We start from the raw sequence: 16,181 nt of genomic DNA, 5'->3' as shown, positions 1-16,181 counted from the left end.
GAACGCCACATGGATCGGATCAGGACTCGGGGTAACGGGAACGCAGGTGCTCCAGGTAGGCGGTGGTGTCGCGGTGCGGGTGGTCCTGGGCACCGCGGCGGTGCAGGTCGAGGCTCCCGTCGGGGTGCAGGCGCAGCGTCGTGGTGGCTCGCCGGACCGGCTCCGCCGGGCTGCTGTCCGCGAGGTCCAGCACGGGTGTGCCGGGCGGGAACATCGCGAGGGCGTCGGCGGTCGAGGCCACCGGCGGGTGGCCGGTGCGGTTCGCGCTGCTCACGTACAGCAGGGGGAACGAGTCCAGCACCGGGCGCACCGGCGCCCAGCGAGCGCCGAACAGCAACGTCCAGGCGTCCCTGGTGGCGGGCGCCAGCCAGGCGGGAACACCGGGCGACGTCGGTACGAGCAGGGTGACGTGCTCGTCGCCGAGCAGCCGGTGCGCCAGGGCGGCCGCGGCGGGCGCGAGCGTCGTCGCCGAGATGATCTCGGTGAGGACGTCGGGGCTGTGCGCCCACACCGCGACGGCCTGGTCGGCCGGTCGGCCCTTGGCGGCGTTGACCGCGGCCGGGGTCGTGGCGGTGACGACGTGCGTCAGCGGGACCGGGTTCGGCAGGACCACCGCCGCGTTCCTGGCCAGTGCGGCTCGCACACCTTCGATGTCGGCGATCACCGCTGCAACGCTCCCGCGCGCACGCCGTCGAGGTAGTGGGCGAAGGCCTGGTCGTCCACGACCGCGTGGCCCTGCTGGTAGGCGCGCGACTTGACCCAGGCCATCGCCGCGCGAGCGCCGGTGACGTCGAGCTCGTGTCCGAGGCGGCCGGCGACGGCGGTGACGACACGGGCGCTGGCCAGGTGGGTGAGCACGACGCTCGGGGTGATGCCCAGCTGCTCCGGGGCGAAGGGCTGGAACAGCTCGGGGTGCACGAACGGAGTGCCGGTGGAGATCGTGCCGACACCGGTCCCCACCACCGGGGTCGTCACCCCCAGCGGAACACCGATCTCCTCGGCGACGGCCTGGGCCAGGCCGGGCAGCCGGGTCAGGTCCGGAGGCGTGCACCACGGGTCCGCGTCCTCGCCGAGCAGCACCTTCGCCCGGTCGGCGCGGTAGGCCAGCAGGAACAGCACCTGCTCGGTCGCCACCAGACCGGAGCGCTCGGCGACGCCCAACCAGGAGGAGGACACCACCCGCGCACCGCTGCCCAGGGCTTCCAGCGTGTTGGCCAGCCCCAAGCCGAGGTCGTTGTGCGCGTGCGAAGCGAGCACCACACCTTCGGAGCGCGCAGCCGTGAACATGGCCCCCGCCTCGGCGGGCAACTGGTCTCCCACGGTGTCCGCGAGGAACACCACACCCGCTCCCGCGGCCGTCAGCTCACGCGCGGCGTCCGCGAGCAGACCGTGATCGGCACGGGACGCGTCGGCCAGGCACACGTCCACCGCGACCCCGGCACCCAGCGAGTCGCTCACGAGGGCGGCACCCGCGCGCACGGCCTCAGCGGCCCGCCGGTGCGTCATCACTTCCGACATGGCCTCCGATGCCGGGACCACGAGCATCACCCGTGCGTGCGCGACGCCGTGCACGGAAGAGATCGCTTGTCGCACGTCCGCGGCCGTGCCCCGGCACACCGCCGCGGGACTCACCGTTCCCTCGGCCTCCACCGCGACCCGGCGCACGGCCTCGAACTCCTCCTTGCACACCGCGGGGAAACCGGCGGCGAACACGACGTGCCGAGGACCGTCCTCACCGAACACCGCCCCCTGCTCGCGCGCCAGCCACACCCGGAAGTCAGGGCTCATCAGCGTCTTGCCCTGCGCCCCGTCCCGCGCCGACTCCTCCCAGAGCACGACCTTGCCCGCCAACGCCGATTCCCGCACCACATCCGGCTCAGCTGTCATTGCGCACCGTTGCCAATCTCTTCTCGTCAACTCGGACGCCCGCACGCCGCCGTTGCGCGGTGTTCTCCCGGTGAAGCCGACTCTGCTCGGGAGGTATTTCGCGCAGAAAGAACTCCTCACCCGAATGCGGTGAATCGTCGCGGCGCCGACGCCTCGATCCTGAAGCGGTCCGACCGCCCGCACATCACGGAAAGCCGCAACGGCGAGAAGATCCGCCGACCCTCATCTGTGCGGGTGCCGCCCTTCGGCTGATGCGCACCCAGGCTAACCAGCGGCGCATCCGCTCTACTGCGGAACTCCGCAGTACTGGCGGCGAACCTGGACGCAGCGGACCACGACCGTGACGACATGTTCACCCACAAGCGGTGGTGACGTCGGGAAATCGTCACCGGAAGCCGAACGGAAGACCTCGCTTCAGCCGCCGGAGCGTGACACAGATCGCAGATCGGCGAACAAAGCGGTGCGGTCGTCCACGACATCGACAACGGCTTCCCCTGGCGCGGCGAACTCCGGGCATCGGCCGAAATGCCGATGTCGCCAGTGGACGGCCACCGGCACTCTGAGCCGCATGATCTACAGCTTTCCCGCCGGGCTGCTGCTCGGCGTGCTGACCAACCTCGGACAAGGCGTTCTTCCCGGCAGTGTCAACTCGCTGGCCAACTCCGGCGCCATCTGGGTCGTCGCGGCGTTCATCGCCGGCGCTCTGTCCCGGCGCCCGATCCTCGCCGGCACGCTGACGCAGGTCGGCGCGGTCGTCGGCTACTACGGGTACGCCGAACTCTTCCGCGACGGCATGGGCGACCTCTACGCGCCGTCGGTGTGGCTGGCACTGGCTCTCGTCGCGGGCCCGCTCTTCGGGACAGCCGGCGGTTGGTGGCGGCACGGCCGGGGTTGGCGGCACTGGACAGGCGCGGGAGCCCTGGGCGCGGTGTTCGGGATGGAGGGCCTGTGGCACCTGTTCGTGCTGGGTTATCGCGACACCGGGATCACCGCCTGCGCGCTCGCGGTGGTGTTGCCGTTGCTGATCTCGCGCAACCGCCGGCTCGGCCTCGCGGTCTCAGCGGGGCTCTCGTTCGTCGCACTGGGCTGCCTGCTGTTGATCTCGCTCGTGACCGGCCTGTAGGCCGCGCTTCCGCCAGATGGGCACCTGACTGACAGCACGGCCTCGGTGCAGCGCCGCGGGCCCGGTGAAGATCCGCCTCGTCATGGTGCGGTCACGACGAGAACGGCGTTCTGGCCGCCGAACCCGAACGAGTTGCTGACCGCCACCCCGTGCGGCACAAGCCGAGGTGCCTTCGCCACGACGTCGAGCTCGATCTTCGGGTCGAGCGTGTCGAGGTTCGCCGTCGGCGGGACGACGCCGTCGCGAAGCGCCAGAATCGTGCACACGGCCTCGATCGCCCCCGCAGCGCCCAAAGCGTGTCCCATGACGCCCTTGGTGGAGGTCACCGCCACGCGGTCGCCGAACACGCGCTGGATCAGCCCGGCCTCCGTGGCATCGTTGATCTTCGTCGAGGTGCCGTGCGCGTTGACGTGGCCGACATCCGCCGCCACCAGACCCGCGTCGTCCAGTGCTGAGCGAACCGCCCGCTCCACCGCGGCACCGGACGGGTCGGGAGTCGTCGCGTGATGGGCATCCGCCGACGCGCCGTATCCCCTGATCACCCCGTGCACGCGAGCACCTCTGGCCCTTGCGTCGGCGATGCGCTCCAGCACGAGGATCGCAGCCCCCTCCGCCGCCACGAAACCGTCGCGATCGGCGTCGAAGGGCCGCGACGCGGCGTTCGGGTCCGAGGTGCGGCGGGACAACGCGCCCATCCTGGTGAACCCGGTGATCATCGTTCGACCGAGCGCGGCCTCTGCGCCTCCGGTGATCACCACGTCGCAGCGTCCGCTGCGCAACAGGTCGCGTGCTGTCCCGATCGCCGTGGCACCTGACGCGCAGGCCGTTGCCGTGACGAGGTTCGGACCGCCGGCACCGCACTCCATGGCGAGGTGGCCCGCCACCATGTTGGGTGCGCACATCGGCACGAGCAGCGGGGAGACCGCACTCGGGCCGGCGGAGTCGAGCTGGCGCTGCTGCAGTTCGTAGGTGTGCACACCGCCCAGTGCGTTGCCGAGCACCACGGCGACCCGTGCTCCGTCCCAGGTGGACTGGTCGAGACCTGAGTCGTGCAACGCCTCCCGCAAGGCCACGACCGCGAGCTGTGCCGACCGGTCCAGCCTCCAGGCCGCGCTCCTGCCCAGCACGGCATCCGGGTCGAATCCCGGCACCCGGCACGAGAAGTCGACGGGCAGGCCTGCGAGAAGCGGGTCGTGGCTTCCTGCCGCCTCCGCCGCGAGAACGCGTCGCCAGGAGGGCTCGACACCGATGCCCGCCGGCGTCACCAGACCGAGCCCTGTCACAGCCGCTGGGAAACCCGCACCCGGCCACGACATCAGGCGGTGACCGCCCTCGCGTCGATCAGCTCCGCGACGCTCTGGACGGACTGGTCGGGGGTGATCTCCTGCTCGTCCACCTCGACGCCGAACTCCTTCTGGGCGACCATCGCCAGCTCCACCAGTGCGAGCGAGTCGAAGTCCAGCTCCTCGAAGGTGATCTCGCCGTTGACCCGCTGTTCGGACGCGCCGAAGTGCAGGACGAGCAGCTTGGTCAGCCGGTCCAGCGTGTCGTTGTTGCTCATGATGCGGTTCTCCAGGATGTGAGTGGAACTCGGTGGTGGGGTGGCGTCCGGGTCAGCCGAGGTCGACGTCGGGCCAGGTGATCACGGTGGAGCCCCAGCTGAGGCCCGCGCCGAAGGAGGTGATGAGGACGCGGTGGCCGGGGACGACGTCACCTGCCGCGGCCGCGTCGGCGAGGACGAGCGGGATGGAGGCGGCGACGGTGTTGCCGACCCGGTCGACGTTCCTGACGACACGGTCTTCCGGCACCTCGAGGTTGCGTGCCACCGCCGAGAGGATCCGCGCGTTCGCCTGGTGGCAGGCGAACCGGTCCACTTCCTCGATCCGCCAGCCGGCGTGGGCGAGCACCTTGGTGGCGGACTCGCTCATCCTCGTGACGGCGTTGCGGAACACCGGCGGACCGTCCATCCGGAAGTAGGCGTCCGCGGGGTCGGGAGGCCGCCCGGAACCGCGCTGCCTGGATCCACCGGCAGGCACGATGAGCAGGTCCGCGTTCGTCCCGTCCGAGCCGAGGTCGAACGGGCCGAGCGCGCCCGGCTCGTCAGCCGTCCCCGCACGGAGGACCACCGCGCCCGCGCCGTCTCCGAAGATGGCGGCGGTCGTGCGGTCGTGCGGGTCCAGCACGGTGGTGAAGGTGTCCGCGCCGATCACCAGCACGCGCTCGGCGGTCCCCGCGGCGATGTGCCCGGCGGCCGTTGCGAGTGAGTACACGAACCCCGCGCACACCGCGTTCAGGTCGAAGGCGGGCACCCCGGCCATTCCGAGACGGCTTGCGACTTCGGGGGCGGTCGACGGGCACGGGTGGTCCGGTGTCGTGGTGGCCACGACCACCAGATCCGCGTTCGCACCACCCGCGGACTTCAGCGCGCGAGCCCCCGCCTCGACCGCGAGGTCCGAGGTCGACGTGCCCGGCTCGATCACACGGCGCTCGCGGATTCCCGTCCGGGACCGGATCCACGCGTCCGACGTGTCGAGTTGCTGAGCGAGGTCGTCGTTCGTCACCACCCTCGGCGGCAACCACGTCCCGATCCCGCACAGAACTGCGGCACGGCGGTGATCCGCTGTCATGCGTTCTCCCGTTGGTCCACGGGGTGAGGCTAGGTCGGAGCCGAGCCGACCCGGCCTGCGGAAATCCGCAACCTCGTTCGCGAATCCAATCCTCGACGCCCTCACCTGCTGAATCGGAGCTCATTGGAAATCAAATGACGTGGGCAAGTCCCGAATGGACCTCAGCGCGAGCCGCTCACCTTGGACCGAAAGGATGAAAACAATGCCGCAACCTTGCATTTGGACGAAAACCCTGCCGCTCGGACCTGCGGGGCAGAGCACTGCGGTACTCCGCAGTGCGAGATCTCCCGCCCCGCCGCACTGTCGTCCTTGCTCCGGCCGCTCAGCGCACCCGTGGCAGTTCCGCACAAGGCTCGACCCGATGCGCCTGCCTTGTCACAAGATCGAGGAACGTCGCTCTCCCCGAAGTCGACAGGAACAGGAATTCCGTGACAACGACGCACACGACCGCCGCGCTGACGCCGGTCAAGCTCGGTGCCCGCAACGCACTGGGCGCACTCGTGGATCCTGGCAGTCTGCTGGAGTTCGGTGCCGAGGCGACGCACCAGTGCACCGCTTTCGGCATGCAGGAGAAGCGACCCGCCGGTGACGCCGTGGTCACCGGCACCGCCGAGATCGACGCGCGGCCGGCGGCGGTGTTCGCGCAGGACGTCTCCGTGCTCGGCGGCACCCTGGGCGCCACTCACGCGCAGAAGATCGTCCAAGTGCTCGACCAGGCGCACCGGGCCCGGTGCCCCGTGGTGGGCGTGCTGGACTCCGGCGGCGCGCGCATCCAGGAGGGCGTCTCCGCCCTGGACGGATACGCGTCGATCTTCCGCCGCAACGTGGCCCTGTCCGGCCGCGTCCCGCAGATCAGCGTGATCCTCGGCGCATGTGCCGGTGGTGCGGCCTACTCCCCCGCGCTGACCGACCTGATCGTGATGGACCGCCGGGCCCACATGTTCCTCACCGGCCCGAAGGTGGTGCGCAGCGTGACGAGCGAAGAGGTCACCGCCGAGGACCTCGGCGGCGCCCACGTCCACTCGGCGATGTCAGGTCTCGCGCACCTCGTGACCGAACGTCCCGAGGACGCGTTCCCGTTGGTCCGCAGGGTGCTGTCCTACCTGCCCAGCTCCTGCTGGGACGAACTGCCGCTGCACCTGGCACGAGACCCGGAACTGGTTCCCGAGGTCCCCGCGGAGCAGCGCAAGACCTACGACGTGCGGCAGGTCGTCCGCGGGCTGGTCGACGCGGACAGCTTCCTCGAGCTCCAACCGCACTACGCCCCGAACATCGTCATCGGCTTCGCGCGCCTCGACGGGATGCCGGTGGGCGTGGTGGCCAACCAGCCGAACACGTTGGCCGGCACGCTCAACACCCGTGCGGCCGAGAAGGGCGCGCGGTTCGTGCGGATGTGCGACGCGTTCGGCCTCCCCCTGGTCACCCTGGTCGACACACCGGGGTTCATGCCGGGGAAGGCGCAAGAAACCGACGGCGTCATCCGCCGCGGAGCCAAGTTGTTGTACGCCTTCGCGGAAGCCACGGTGCCGCGGGTCACCGTGATCCTGCGCAAGGCGTACGGCGGGGCGTACATCGTGATGAACTCCAAACAGCTCGGTGCCGACCGCGTTTTCGCTTGGCCGACGGCGGAAATCGGGGTGATGGGCGCGGAAGGTGCGGTGGAGATCGTGTTCCGCCGCGAGCTCGCGGCGAATCCGGACAGGCGCCAGGAGCTGCTCGACAACTACCGCGCGGAGGCACTCTCACCGGCTCTGGCGACTTCCCGCCAGGCGGTCGACGCCATGATCACTCCTGCGGAGACCCGCGACGTGATCATCAAGGTCATCCGTCCGCTGATGCGCGCCCGGAAACCTGGTCACAGTCACGACAACATGCCGCAGTGACGACACCCGAAGCCTCGGCGACCACGAGCCCATCTGGAGGCAACGTGCTTTCGCAGCAGGATGCTGCCCTTTCCGCGAAAGCGATTTCATGCTGCACCGAATGTGCTGCCGGAGCACCTGACTTCGGTTCCGCCGAGCTCTTCTCCCACGGACAGCCGCACGCCGTGCTGAGCCGGTTCCGCGAAGCCGCGGCTGTGCACAGGCTCGCGTCCGCCGCTGTCGGCGACGAGTTCTGGGGCGTCTTCCGCGCCGAGGAGGCGAAGGTCGTCCTGGGAGACGACGACGTCTTCCTCTCCGGTCAGGGTGTCTTCCCGTGGAACGGGCCCGCCAACCCGGACCCGTTGCGCGGCAGCATCCTGATCGCCACGGATGGCGAACATCGAGCCGTCGTGCGCTCCGCCATGAAGGACCTGTTCACTAAACGGCGCGTCGAGACGCGTACCGCAGCTTTGACCGATGCGCTCGAACGCCTGGTGCGGCCCCGCATCGACACCGCGGCGTTCGACTTCAACGCCGACATCGCATGGCCGCTCGCGCTGGCGTCCATGGCCGATCTCCTGGGGCTGGACGAGATGCGGATGTCCGAGGTCGGCGACCAGGTCGCGGGCATCCTCGGTGACACGGGCCCGGAGGCCTTCACCGGTACCGACCGGGAGACGGCGCGCCAGGCCCTCGCCAAGGCGGCGGGCATCTTCAGCGATCTGCTGGTGGGACACCGCAACGCCGGGCAGAACAACCTGATCGGCCACCTGCACGAGGCAGAACGCGCCGGCCGGATCTCGCGCAAGGACGTGCTCTCCAACCTGATCGGTGTCGTCGTCGGAGGCACCGTCGCACCTCGTCTGGCCTTCACGGGGCTGGCCGTGCTGCTCGCCAGGGAGCCGCACTGGCACCCCCGCCTCGCCGCCGCGCCGGAGCTGGTGCCCGGTTTCGTCGACGAGGCGCTGCGCTGGACCGCACCGACCACCACGATCGGCAGGACGGCGGGTCGTGACGTGGAGCTGGGCGGACGGCACATCCGCCGCGGCGACACCGTGCGGGTGGTGCTCGGCGCGGTTCTGCGGGATCCGCGCTGCTACCGGAGTCCGGACGTGTTCGACCCGCTGCGCGGGCAAGGCACGGGCATGGCCTTCGGTTTCGGGCCGCACCACTGCCTGGGCGCCGTCGTCGCCCGGTCGCAGCTGACCGCGCTGCTGGAGTTCTTCGTGGAGAACCGGCTTCGCGTCGTCCTGACCGGACCACCGACCACGACCAGGTCCAACACCTTCACCGGCTACCGGACCGCACCTGTGCGGCTGCTGCAGGACGGACCGAACCCGGTCTCCCGCTGACCGCCACCACCACCGAACAACGGAGATCGACATGAGCGACCGCCTCGCCGGAACGAACACCGAAGCGGAGAACGTGATCATCGACGTGCTCGCCGAGCTGCTGATGCTCGCGCCCGAGGACGTCCCGCTGGACCGGTCGTTCGCCGACGTCGGCGTGGACTCGATCCTCGCCGTCGAGTTCGTCAGCATGCTGCGCACCAGGTTCGACGGTGTCATCACGGTCGACACCGTCTACGACAACGACAGCGTGCGCCTGCTGGCGGCTGCTCTCAAGCCCGTCGTCACGGGGTGACGGGGTGGGAAGCCGAACCGGTCGCGAAGAGGTCTTCGCCGTGCTGAAGGAGCAGCTGCTCGAGGTGCTGCCGGACCTCGACCCCGCCGCGGTCGTGCCCAGCGCCAGCATGAGCTCGCTCGGTGCCGATTCGATGGACCGGATGGACGTCGTGGTCGGTACCGTCGAGGCACTGGGCATCGACGCGGCGTTGCACCGGTTCGGTGACGCCGCGAACCTCGGCGAGCTGACCGAGCTGCTCCTCGAAGAGGTGCCGTCATGACCGCGGTCGGCGTCGAGGACATCGGCGCCTACTTCGGCACGGCCCGGGTCGAGGTCGACGAGCTGTTCCAGGCCCGCGGCCTGGAACCGGCGAGGCTCGCGAACCTGTTGATGCGGCGCAAGAGCGTTGCGCTGCCGTGCGAGGACATAGTCACGATGGCGGTCAACGCCGCTCGACCGGTGCTCGACCGCCTCGGCGCGGAGGGCAGGGCGACCATCGAGACGGTGGTCGTGGCGACCGAGAGCGGTGTCGACCTCGCGAAGTCCGCCGCGGCGTTCGCCCACGCCTTTCTCGACCTGCCGAAGACGTGCCGGGTGTTCGAGGTCAAGCAGGCCTGTCACGGCGGAGCCGCCGCTCTCCAGATGGCGGCCGCTTCGCTCGCCGCCTCGTCGAGGCGCGGCAGGGCGCTGGTCATCGCCGGTGACGCGCCGATTCCCGTCCAGGGCAGTTACGCGGAACCCAGCCAGGGCGCCGGAGCGATCGCGGTCCTGCTCGGCGAGCCACGCCTCGCGCGGTGGCACGCGGACCGCTATGGCCTGTGGAGCTTCGACAACACCGACTTCCGCCGGCCGGCGGTCGACGTCGACGTGATCAACGTCGACCTGTCCATCATGTCGTACATCGACTGCCTCATCGGCTCGTACAAGAACTACTCCGAGCACACCGAGTCCGATTTCGGCACGTCGTTCGACGCGCTGGCGATGCACACCCCGTTCCCGGGAATGGTGCGCGGAGCACATCGCACCGCGGCACGGCGACTGTCCGGGATGGACGCCGCCGAGATCGACCTGGACTTCAAGAAGCGGGTCAGCGCCTCGCTGGAGGTCCCGGCCGAGGTCGGCAACATCTACTCCGGCTGCGCCCTGATGGCACTGGCGAGCTCGTTGCGCCACCATTCGACGACGACCGGTCACGAGCTCGGCGTCTACTCCTACGGGGGCGGGTGTTCGTCCGAGTTCATCGGTCTCACCGCTTCCGCGGACACCGAGGGCACTCCGGCGGCAGCACAGCTCGACACCGCGCTGTCCGCGCGAACGAAGATCAGCGTCGAACGCTATGACGCCGTGCTCGACGTTGCTCGCCGCACACTGCCGGGCACACCGGACGCCGATGACTGCCTCCGCGGCGTCAGCGACCTCGTCACCGCGGCCGCACGCACCACCGGGCCGTTGCTGATGCTCAGTTCGATCAAGGATCACCACCGGGAGTACCTGTGGTGCGACAAGGACATGACATGACATCCGACGGTCTCCGAGTGGTCCCCAAACCGGGTCACCTCGTGCTGGAGCTCAACGACGCCGAGTCCCGCAACGCGCTCACGCCGGCGTTGATCGCCCGGCTGCACGCCGCGTTCGACCAGGCAGAGGCCGACCCGGGCTGCCGCGCCGTCGTACTCCTCTCCGACGGCCCGGTCTTCTGCGCCGGCGCGCACATCACCGAGCTCGGCGAGGCCGAGTTCACGGGGTTGACCACCGGCCTGTGGCACCTGCTCACCCGGATGAGCTCGGGACCGGTGCCCACCATCGCCGTCGTGCAGGGCTGGGCCAGTGGCGGTGGGGTCGGTCTGGCCGCGGCCTGCGACGTCGTGATCGCCTCGCCCGAGGTGACGTTTCAGCTCACGGAGGTGTTCTTCGGCATGCTGCCCACCATCATCATGCCGTGGATCGCCCGCCGCGTGGGACAGCACAGGTCGCTCCGGCTGGCGATGCTCGCGGATCAGCTCACCGCCGCCGAGTCCGAGCGGATCGGGCTCGTCGACGTCGTGAGCGACGACCCGCGGGCGGCGATGCGCAAGGTGCTGCTCTCGTTGCGCCGCTCGGACCGCGACACCCTCGCGGACCTCAAGCAGGCGCACCAGGTCCTGTTCCCGGCCGACAACCGGTACGGGTTGATGGCCGAACGGATGTTCGGCGCGCGTCTGAACGATCCGAAGGTCTCCCAGCGGATCACGGCGCTGGTGGCAGAGGGGTTGTTGTGAGCGACGACAGCGCGGTTCCCGAGCAGGTGTTCGGACCGATCTCCGTGGAGTTCGAAGCGCCGATCGCCACGGTGCGCTTCGCCGATGCCGAGAACGGCAACACGTTCCGCAGGGAGTGGCTGGACCACCTCTTCCAGGCGGTGGAAGCGGCGACCGGCCACCCGGACACCCGTGTGGTCATCGCGGCCGGCATGTCTTCCGTGTTCTGCGCGGGAGCGACCAGGGAAACGCTGGTCGGGATCGCCGACGGTCTGCCGCTGCCGGAGTACCGGCGTTTCGCCAGGGTCTTCGCGACGTGTCCGCTGCCGGTGGTCGCCGAGATGCAGGGCCACGCGCTGGGCGGCGGACTCGTGCTCGGGCTCTACGCCGATGTCGCCGTGCTGAGCGAACGGTCCTACTACGCGGCCAACTTCATGCAATACGGCGTCGCACCGTACGTCGGAGCGACCTACGTCGTCCCCGCCAAGATCGGGGAGGCGCTGGGCACCGAGATGTTGCTGACCGCACGCGGTTACCGCGGCATCGAGCTCAGGCAACGCGGCTGCGGTGTGCAGGTGGTCGCGCACGACGAGGTGCCGGCCACGGCCCGGAAACTGGCCCTGATGATCGCCCGTTCGCCGCGTGCCAGTCTCGAACTGCTCAAACGCGAGCTGATGGGCAAGTGCCTCGCGGGATCGGACGCGGCGATGGACAGGGAGCTGGAGCCGCACATGACCTCCCGCGAACTGCCCGATGTCGTCTCGCTGACCGAAGAGGGTTACGGCTTGCTGCGGACCACGACGTCATGACCACGACGTCATGACCGCGCCGGCGGCCCGGGCCGCGGTCGCGGTGCGGGCCGCCACCGTGCTCACCCCTTCGCTCAGCGGCCTCGACCAGCTCGCGGACGTGCTGCTGTCCGACGGCGAACCACCTCCGGTGCACCGGGGTTGGGTGGGTCTTCTCGACGATCCGGAGGTCCACCACCTGGATGCAGGGGACGCCGCGCGGGTGCGCCGCGCCACGAGGTGCAGCGCCGATCCGGCCAGGACGGCGGCGGTGGCCGCTGTGCGGTGTGCCCGCGAGGCCGGGCTGACGGCGTCCGAGCTCGCCGGGTGCGCGCTGATCGTGGCAGGCAACAACCTGGCCATGGACTACCAGGCGCGCACGGTGCTGGACGAGGTGCGCGGTGTCCGTCGGGTGCGTCCCACCCATGCCGTGGCCTACCAGGACACCGACACCGTGGGTGTGGTGAGCGAGCTGCTCGGCCTGCGTGCCGAGGGGTGGACCGTGGGCGCCGCGTCGGCCAGCGGAGCGGTCGCGGTCATCCAGGCGATGCGCCTGCTGCGCGCCGGCGACGCGCAGCGGTGCCTGGTGGTCGCTCCCGCAGGCGAGCTGTCGCCGACCGAAACACGCGCGCTGAGCACCAGCGGCGCACTCCACCCCGGCCCGGAACCGGTGTGCCGGCCGTTCGACGAGCACCGGGAGGGTTTCGTGCCGGGAACGGCCGCGGCGGCGGTCGTCCTGGAACCAGCCGGCCGGACGGCACGGGAACCGCTGGCGGTTCTGCTGGGCGCCGGGCAACGGCTTGACGCCCGGCGTGGCGCTGCACCCGACCCGGCCGGGCAGGTCGAGGCCATGCGCGCCGCGATGCTCGCCGCCGGGATCGAACCCGCCGACGTCGGTTATCTCAGCGCGCACGCCACCGGTTCACGGGTCGGAGACGAGTGCGAGGCCAGCGCCATCGCCCAGGTCTTCGGCGTCGGTGCGGGGCCGCTCGTCAACTCCACCAAGGCTTTCCTCGGCCACGCACTCACCGCGGCGGGCTTGGTCGAGCTCATCGCCACCGTGGTGCAGCTGCGGAGCGGCCGGGTGCACGGCAACCCGAACACCAGCAGTCCCATGCCCGGTGTGGGCGGACGTCTGGCGGGGCGCACCTCCAGCCAGCTCGACCGGCGGGTGGCGCTCACCAACAGCTTCGGTTTCAGCGGCATCAACACCTCCATCGCACTCACCACCGAGACCATCCAGACGGGGGAAACCCGATGACCGTCGTTTTCCTGTTCCCAGGACAGGGCGTGCAGCGTCAGAACATGGGGGTCGAGCTCTTCGCGCGGTTCCCCGCCCTGACCGGAGCCGCCTCGGCGACGCTCGGCTACGACCTGCGTGAGCTCTGCGCCGATGAGGAGCGGCTCGCCCAGACCCGCTACACCCAGCCCGCAACCTACGTGGTCAGCGCCCTGGCACTGCGCGCCGCCCGCGAGGACGGGCTGAGCCCCGATGTCGTGCTGGGGCACAGCCTCGGTGAGTACAACGCCCTGGAGGCAGCGGGGGTGTTCGGCTTCCTCGAAGGGCTCGAGCTGGTCCGGCTGCGCGCCGAGATCACTTCCAAGGCGGCTGCCGGCGCGATGACGGCCGTGCAGGGGCTGGCGGAGGAGACCGTCTGCGGAGCACTGGGCGAGCCGCGGTTGCGGGGCGTCGAGGCCGTCAACTTCAACTCGCCGACGCAGACGGTCCTGGCAGGTCCCGAGAGCGCTCTCGCCTCGGCGGAACAGGTGATGCGCGACCTCGGTGCCGCGGACGTGCGGCGACTGGCGATCACCGGGGCGTTCCACAGCGGTCACATGCGGGACGCCGCGGCTGACTTCGGGGCGCAGCTGGAGCGGTTCTCCTTCGAGGAGCCCGCCATTCCGGTCGTGTCCAACGTGACCGCGCGTCCGCACAGCGCGGCGGACGTCGCCGATTCCCTGGTCCGGCACGTGCACAGCCCGGTGCGCTGGCACCAGTCCGTGACGTGGGTGGCCGAGAACTTCCAGGACGTGTCCTTCCACCAACCGGGCGTCAGCCAGGTGCTGGTGAGGATGTTGCGGCAGATCCCCGCCGCGGCGAACCTGCTCTCCATCACCACGGGAGGTGCGCGGTGAGCGCCGGCGGAGCAGCGCCGGTCGCCATCATCGGCATGGCCGCGCGGGTGCCCGGTGCGGAGGACGCCGACGCGTTCTGGCGCCTGCTCGCCGAGGGCAGGTGCACCTCGGCCCCCGCGACTCCCGGCCGGTTGCACGACTACCGCGCCGACCTGGGCGGCACACCGGACCCGGTGGTGTCCCTGCTGCCGGACGTGGGTGACTTCGAGCCGGGACTGTTCCAGATCACGCCGCGGATGGCCGTCTGGATGGACCCCCAGCAGCGCCTGATGCTCGAAGCCACCTGGCACGCCTTGGAGAGCGCCGGCCTGGCACCCGACTCGCTCGCCGGCCGCGACGCCGGGGTGTTCGTCTCCACCACGAGCTCCGACATGCGCGACCGCGCCGCAGACCTGCACCTCGTCGACCGGTACAGCGCGATCGGGCTTCTGCTGACCTTCGCCTCGGCACGGATTTCGCACCAGTTCGACCTGCGGGGCCCCAGCATCACGCTGGACACCGCCTGCGCGGGCGGTCTGACGGCGGTGGCCCAAGCGGTGTCGGGGCTTCGTGCGGGTGAGTTCGACCTGGCGGTCGCCGGGAGCCCGAACATCTACCTGCACGGCCACATGCAGGCCGTGATGCACCGGTTCGGCGCTCTGTCGCCGACAGGGCAAGCCCGGTGCTTCAGCGCGGACGCCGACGGCTACGTCCGCGGTGAAGGGGTGTTCTGCTTCGTCCTCAAACGCCTGGAGGACGCGGTGGCCGACGGTGACCCGGTGCTCGCGGTCATCAGGGGGAGTGCGCTGAACCACGACGGCCGGCGTGGCACGCTGACGCGTTCCGACGCCGAGTCCCAGGTGGAGCTGATGAGCCGCGCGCTGGCGCAGGCAGGTCTGCCTCCTTCCGCACTGGGGTACATGGAGTCGCACGCGGCAGGCACCGGCAAGGGCGACCCCGTCGAAGTGCAGGCCGTGGTCGATCTGCTGCGGTCGGAAGAGGGACGGACGACCGCAGCCGGACCCGGCGGCAAGCTGTGGATGGGGTCGGTGAAGGGCAACATCGGTCACCTCGAAGGCGCGGCGGGGGCGGCGAGCCTGGCCAAGGCGGTGCAGGTCCTGCGTTATCGCACGATCCCGCTCACCGCCGGTTTCACCACGCCGCACCCCGACATCCCAGCGGACCGCGATCCGGTGGACATCGCGGCACGAGCGGTTCCCTGGCCTGACGGCCCACCCCGCAGGGTCGGCATCACCGCACTGGGAGTCGGTGGAGCCAACGCCCACATCGTGCTGGAAGAAGCGCCGGAGCTCGACAGCCGCGGCCGGCACCGGTCCGGCCGCCTGCCCGTGCCGGTGAGCGCACGCACCGAGCGCAGCCTGCACCGGTTGCTCACCGAGCTGGCCGACCTGCTCCCCCACGGCAGGCAGGACCCGTCGGGCGGACCGGGGCTCGCGCCACCGGACTTCACCGCCGCCGTGTGGACCCTCCAAACGGGACGTGCCCAGTTGGCCCAGCGGGTCGTCATCCTCGCCGAGGACGCGGGTGAGTTCGCGGTCGCGGCTCGTGCATTCGTAAGCGGCGAGCCGCATCCGTTGGTGCTGCACGACACAGTCGACCCCGCGGAGCTGACGACCGCTGACCACGACGTGCCGGAGCCGGAGCTGCGGGTCGCCGCTCGCTGGCTCACCGGCGAGCGCGTCGAGTGGGACGTCCTGTGGCCGGAAGAGCAGCGCCCGCGCCGAGTTCCGCTGTCCGCCTACCCGTTCGACCGGATCTCGTGCTGGCACGAGTCCTTCGGCTCACTCGGCTCTTGAGGAGAGTGCTCTGGAACGTAGTATGAGCACGCTTCCACCGAGCGACGGCGCTGCCTCCACCGGCAGTCCACCCACAGCCTTGTGTTGACGTGACCACTG

Annotated in this window: 16 protein-coding genes; 11 read left to right on the top strand and 5 right to left on the bottom strand. The window is 70.4% G+C overall.

Annotation, left to right across the window (positions count from 1 at the left end):
* Positions 1-19 precede the first annotated feature (19 nt).
* Positions 20-664 carry a hypothetical protein gene (locus tag ACZ7CF_RS40045; RefSeq protein WP_470372294.1) on the bottom strand — a complete coding sequence of 215 codons (645 nt, stop codon included), beginning with the start codon at positions 662-664 and terminating at the stop codon, positions 20-22.
* Positions 661-1,887, bottom strand: a complete 1,227-nt coding sequence (locus ACZ7CF_RS40040; RefSeq protein ID WP_470372293.1) for a 2-isopropylmalate synthase — start codon at positions 1,885-1,887, stop codon at positions 661-663. Before ACZ7CF_RS40040 ends, ACZ7CF_RS40045 begins: the two co-directional genes overlap by 4 nt.
* 340 nt (positions 1,888-2,227) lie before the next feature.
* Here ACZ7CF_RS40040 and ACZ7CF_RS40035 point away from each other — a divergent pair, with 340 nt between their 5' ends.
* Positions 2,228-3,010: a DUF6518 family protein gene (locus ACZ7CF_RS40035; protein WP_470372292.1), complete on the top strand. Its 783-nt coding sequence runs from the start codon at positions 2,228-2,230 to the stop codon at positions 3,008-3,010.
* An 80-nt stretch (positions 3,011-3,090) separates the two neighbouring features.
* Here the strand turns inward: ACZ7CF_RS40035 and ACZ7CF_RS40030 are convergent, their stop codons facing one another.
* From ACZ7CF_RS40030 to ACZ7CF_RS40020, 3 genes are read right to left on the bottom strand one after another with little or no spacing between them, the layout of a single operon-like run.
* Positions 3,091-4,293 carry a beta-ketoacyl-[acyl-carrier-protein] synthase family protein gene (locus tag ACZ7CF_RS40030; RefSeq protein WP_360384859.1) on the bottom strand — a complete coding sequence of 401 codons (1,203 nt, stop codon included), beginning with the start codon at positions 4,291-4,293 and terminating at the stop codon, positions 3,091-3,093.
* A gap of 32 nt (positions 4,294-4,325) precedes the next feature.
* On the bottom strand, positions 4,326-4,571 hold the full coding sequence (locus tag ACZ7CF_RS40025) for an acyl carrier protein (RefSeq protein ID WP_360384861.1): 246 nt from the start codon (positions 4,569-4,571) through the stop codon (positions 4,326-4,328).
* Between the two features lie 52 nt (positions 4,572-4,623).
* Positions 4,624-5,637: a beta-ketoacyl-ACP synthase III gene (locus ACZ7CF_RS40020; protein WP_470372291.1), complete on the bottom strand. Its 1,014-nt coding sequence runs from the start codon at positions 5,635-5,637 to the stop codon at positions 4,624-4,626.
* Between the two features lie 428 nt (positions 5,638-6,065).
* Here ACZ7CF_RS40020 and ACZ7CF_RS40015 point away from each other — a divergent pair, with 428 nt between their 5' ends.
* The 10 genes from ACZ7CF_RS40015 (at position 6,066) to ACZ7CF_RS39970 (ending at position 16,082) form a co-directional block, all read left to right on the top strand.
* On the top strand, positions 6,066-7,520 hold the full coding sequence (locus ACZ7CF_RS40015) for an acyl-CoA carboxylase subunit beta (RefSeq protein WP_470372290.1): 1,455 nt from the start codon (positions 6,066-6,068) through the stop codon (positions 7,518-7,520).
* Positions 7,521-7,714: 194 nt separating this feature from the next.
* Positions 7,715-8,851 carry a cytochrome P450 gene (locus ACZ7CF_RS40010; RefSeq protein WP_470372289.1) on the top strand — a complete coding sequence of 379 codons (1,137 nt, stop codon included), beginning with the start codon at positions 7,715-7,717 and terminating at the stop codon, positions 8,849-8,851.
* A gap of 31 nt (positions 8,852-8,882) precedes the next feature.
* Positions 8,883-9,143 (top strand): acyl carrier protein, encoded by a 261-nt coding sequence (locus ACZ7CF_RS40005; protein ID WP_360384869.1) that lies wholly within the window; start codon positions 8,883-8,885, stop codon positions 9,141-9,143.
* Positions 9,144-9,147: 4 nt separating this feature from the next.
* Positions 9,148-9,405, top strand: coding sequence for a phosphopantetheine-binding protein (locus ACZ7CF_RS40000; protein WP_360384871.1), 258 nt, complete (start codon positions 9,148-9,150; stop codon positions 9,403-9,405).
* On the top strand, positions 9,402-10,643 hold the full coding sequence (locus ACZ7CF_RS39995) for a hydroxymethylglutaryl-CoA synthase family protein (RefSeq protein ID WP_470372288.1): 1,242 nt from the start codon (positions 9,402-9,404) through the stop codon (positions 10,641-10,643). The genes ACZ7CF_RS40000 and ACZ7CF_RS39995 overlap by 4 nt, the downstream gene beginning before the upstream one ends.
* The gene (locus ACZ7CF_RS39990; RefSeq protein ID WP_360384875.1) at positions 10,640-11,383 is read left to right on the top strand and encodes an enoyl-CoA hydratase/isomerase family protein; all 744 of its coding nucleotides are present in this window, start codon (positions 10,640-10,642) and stop codon (positions 11,381-11,383) included. The genes ACZ7CF_RS39995 and ACZ7CF_RS39990 overlap by 4 nt, the downstream gene beginning before the upstream one ends.
* Positions 11,380-12,171 (top strand): polyketide synthase, encoded by a 792-nt coding sequence (locus ACZ7CF_RS39985; protein WP_360384877.1) that lies wholly within the window; start codon positions 11,380-11,382, stop codon positions 12,169-12,171. The genes ACZ7CF_RS39990 and ACZ7CF_RS39985 overlap by 4 nt, the downstream gene beginning before the upstream one ends.
* Positions 12,172-12,181: 10 nt before the next feature.
* On the top strand, positions 12,182-13,411 hold the full coding sequence (locus ACZ7CF_RS39980; RefSeq protein WP_360384879.1) for a beta-ketoacyl synthase N-terminal-like domain-containing protein: 1,230 nt from the start codon (positions 12,182-12,184) through the stop codon (positions 13,409-13,411).
* On the top strand, positions 13,408-14,286 hold the full coding sequence (locus ACZ7CF_RS39975) for an ACP S-malonyltransferase (protein ID WP_360384881.1): 879 nt from the start codon (positions 13,408-13,410) through the stop codon (positions 14,284-14,286). The genes ACZ7CF_RS39980 and ACZ7CF_RS39975 overlap by 4 nt, the downstream gene beginning before the upstream one ends.
* Positions 14,283-16,082: a beta-ketoacyl [acyl carrier protein] synthase domain-containing protein gene (locus ACZ7CF_RS39970; RefSeq protein ID WP_470372287.1), complete on the top strand. Its 1,800-nt coding sequence runs from the start codon at positions 14,283-14,285 to the stop codon at positions 16,080-16,082. The genes ACZ7CF_RS39975 and ACZ7CF_RS39970 overlap by 4 nt, the downstream gene beginning before the upstream one ends.
* Positions 16,083-16,181: the final 99 nt, after the last annotated feature.

It is taken from the genome of Lentzea sp. NPDC036955 (assembly GCF_055608005.1).
The sequence above is the reverse complement of the archived record's forward strand: the minus strand, read 5'-3'. Positions and strand labels throughout refer to the sequence as shown.

What these genes read in the sequence shown, in the direction of transcription:
- ACZ7CF_RS40040 (WP_470372293.1), bottom strand. Translation starts at nt 1,887, where the DNA reads ATGACAGCTGAGCCGGATGTGGTGCGGGAATCGGCGTTGGCGGGCAAG.
- ACZ7CF_RS40025 (WP_360384861.1), bottom strand. Translation starts at nt 4,571, where the DNA reads ATGAGCAACAACGACACGCTGGACCGGCTGACCAAGCTGCTCGTCCTG.
- ACZ7CF_RS40020 (WP_470372291.1), bottom strand. Translation starts at nt 5,637, where the DNA reads ATGACAGCGGATCACCGCCGTGCCGCAGTTCTGTGCGGGATCGGGACG.
- ACZ7CF_RS40005 (WP_360384869.1), top strand. Translation starts at nt 8,883, where the DNA reads ATGAGCGACCGCCTCGCCGGAACGAACACCGAAGCGGAGAACGTGATC.
- ACZ7CF_RS39995 (WP_470372288.1), top strand. Translation starts at nt 9,402, where the DNA reads ATGACCGCGGTCGGCGTCGAGGACATCGGCGCCTACTTCGGCACGGCC.
- ACZ7CF_RS39990 (WP_360384875.1), top strand. Translation starts at nt 10,640, where the DNA reads ATGACATCCGACGGTCTCCGAGTGGTCCCCAAACCGGGTCACCTCGTG.
- ACZ7CF_RS39980 (WP_360384879.1), top strand. Translation starts at nt 12,182, where the DNA reads ATGACCGCGCCGGCGGCCCGGGCCGCGGTCGCGGTGCGGGCCGCCACC.
- ACZ7CF_RS39975 (WP_360384881.1), top strand. Translation starts at nt 13,408, where the DNA reads ATGACCGTCGTTTTCCTGTTCCCAGGACAGGGCGTGCAGCGTCAGAAC.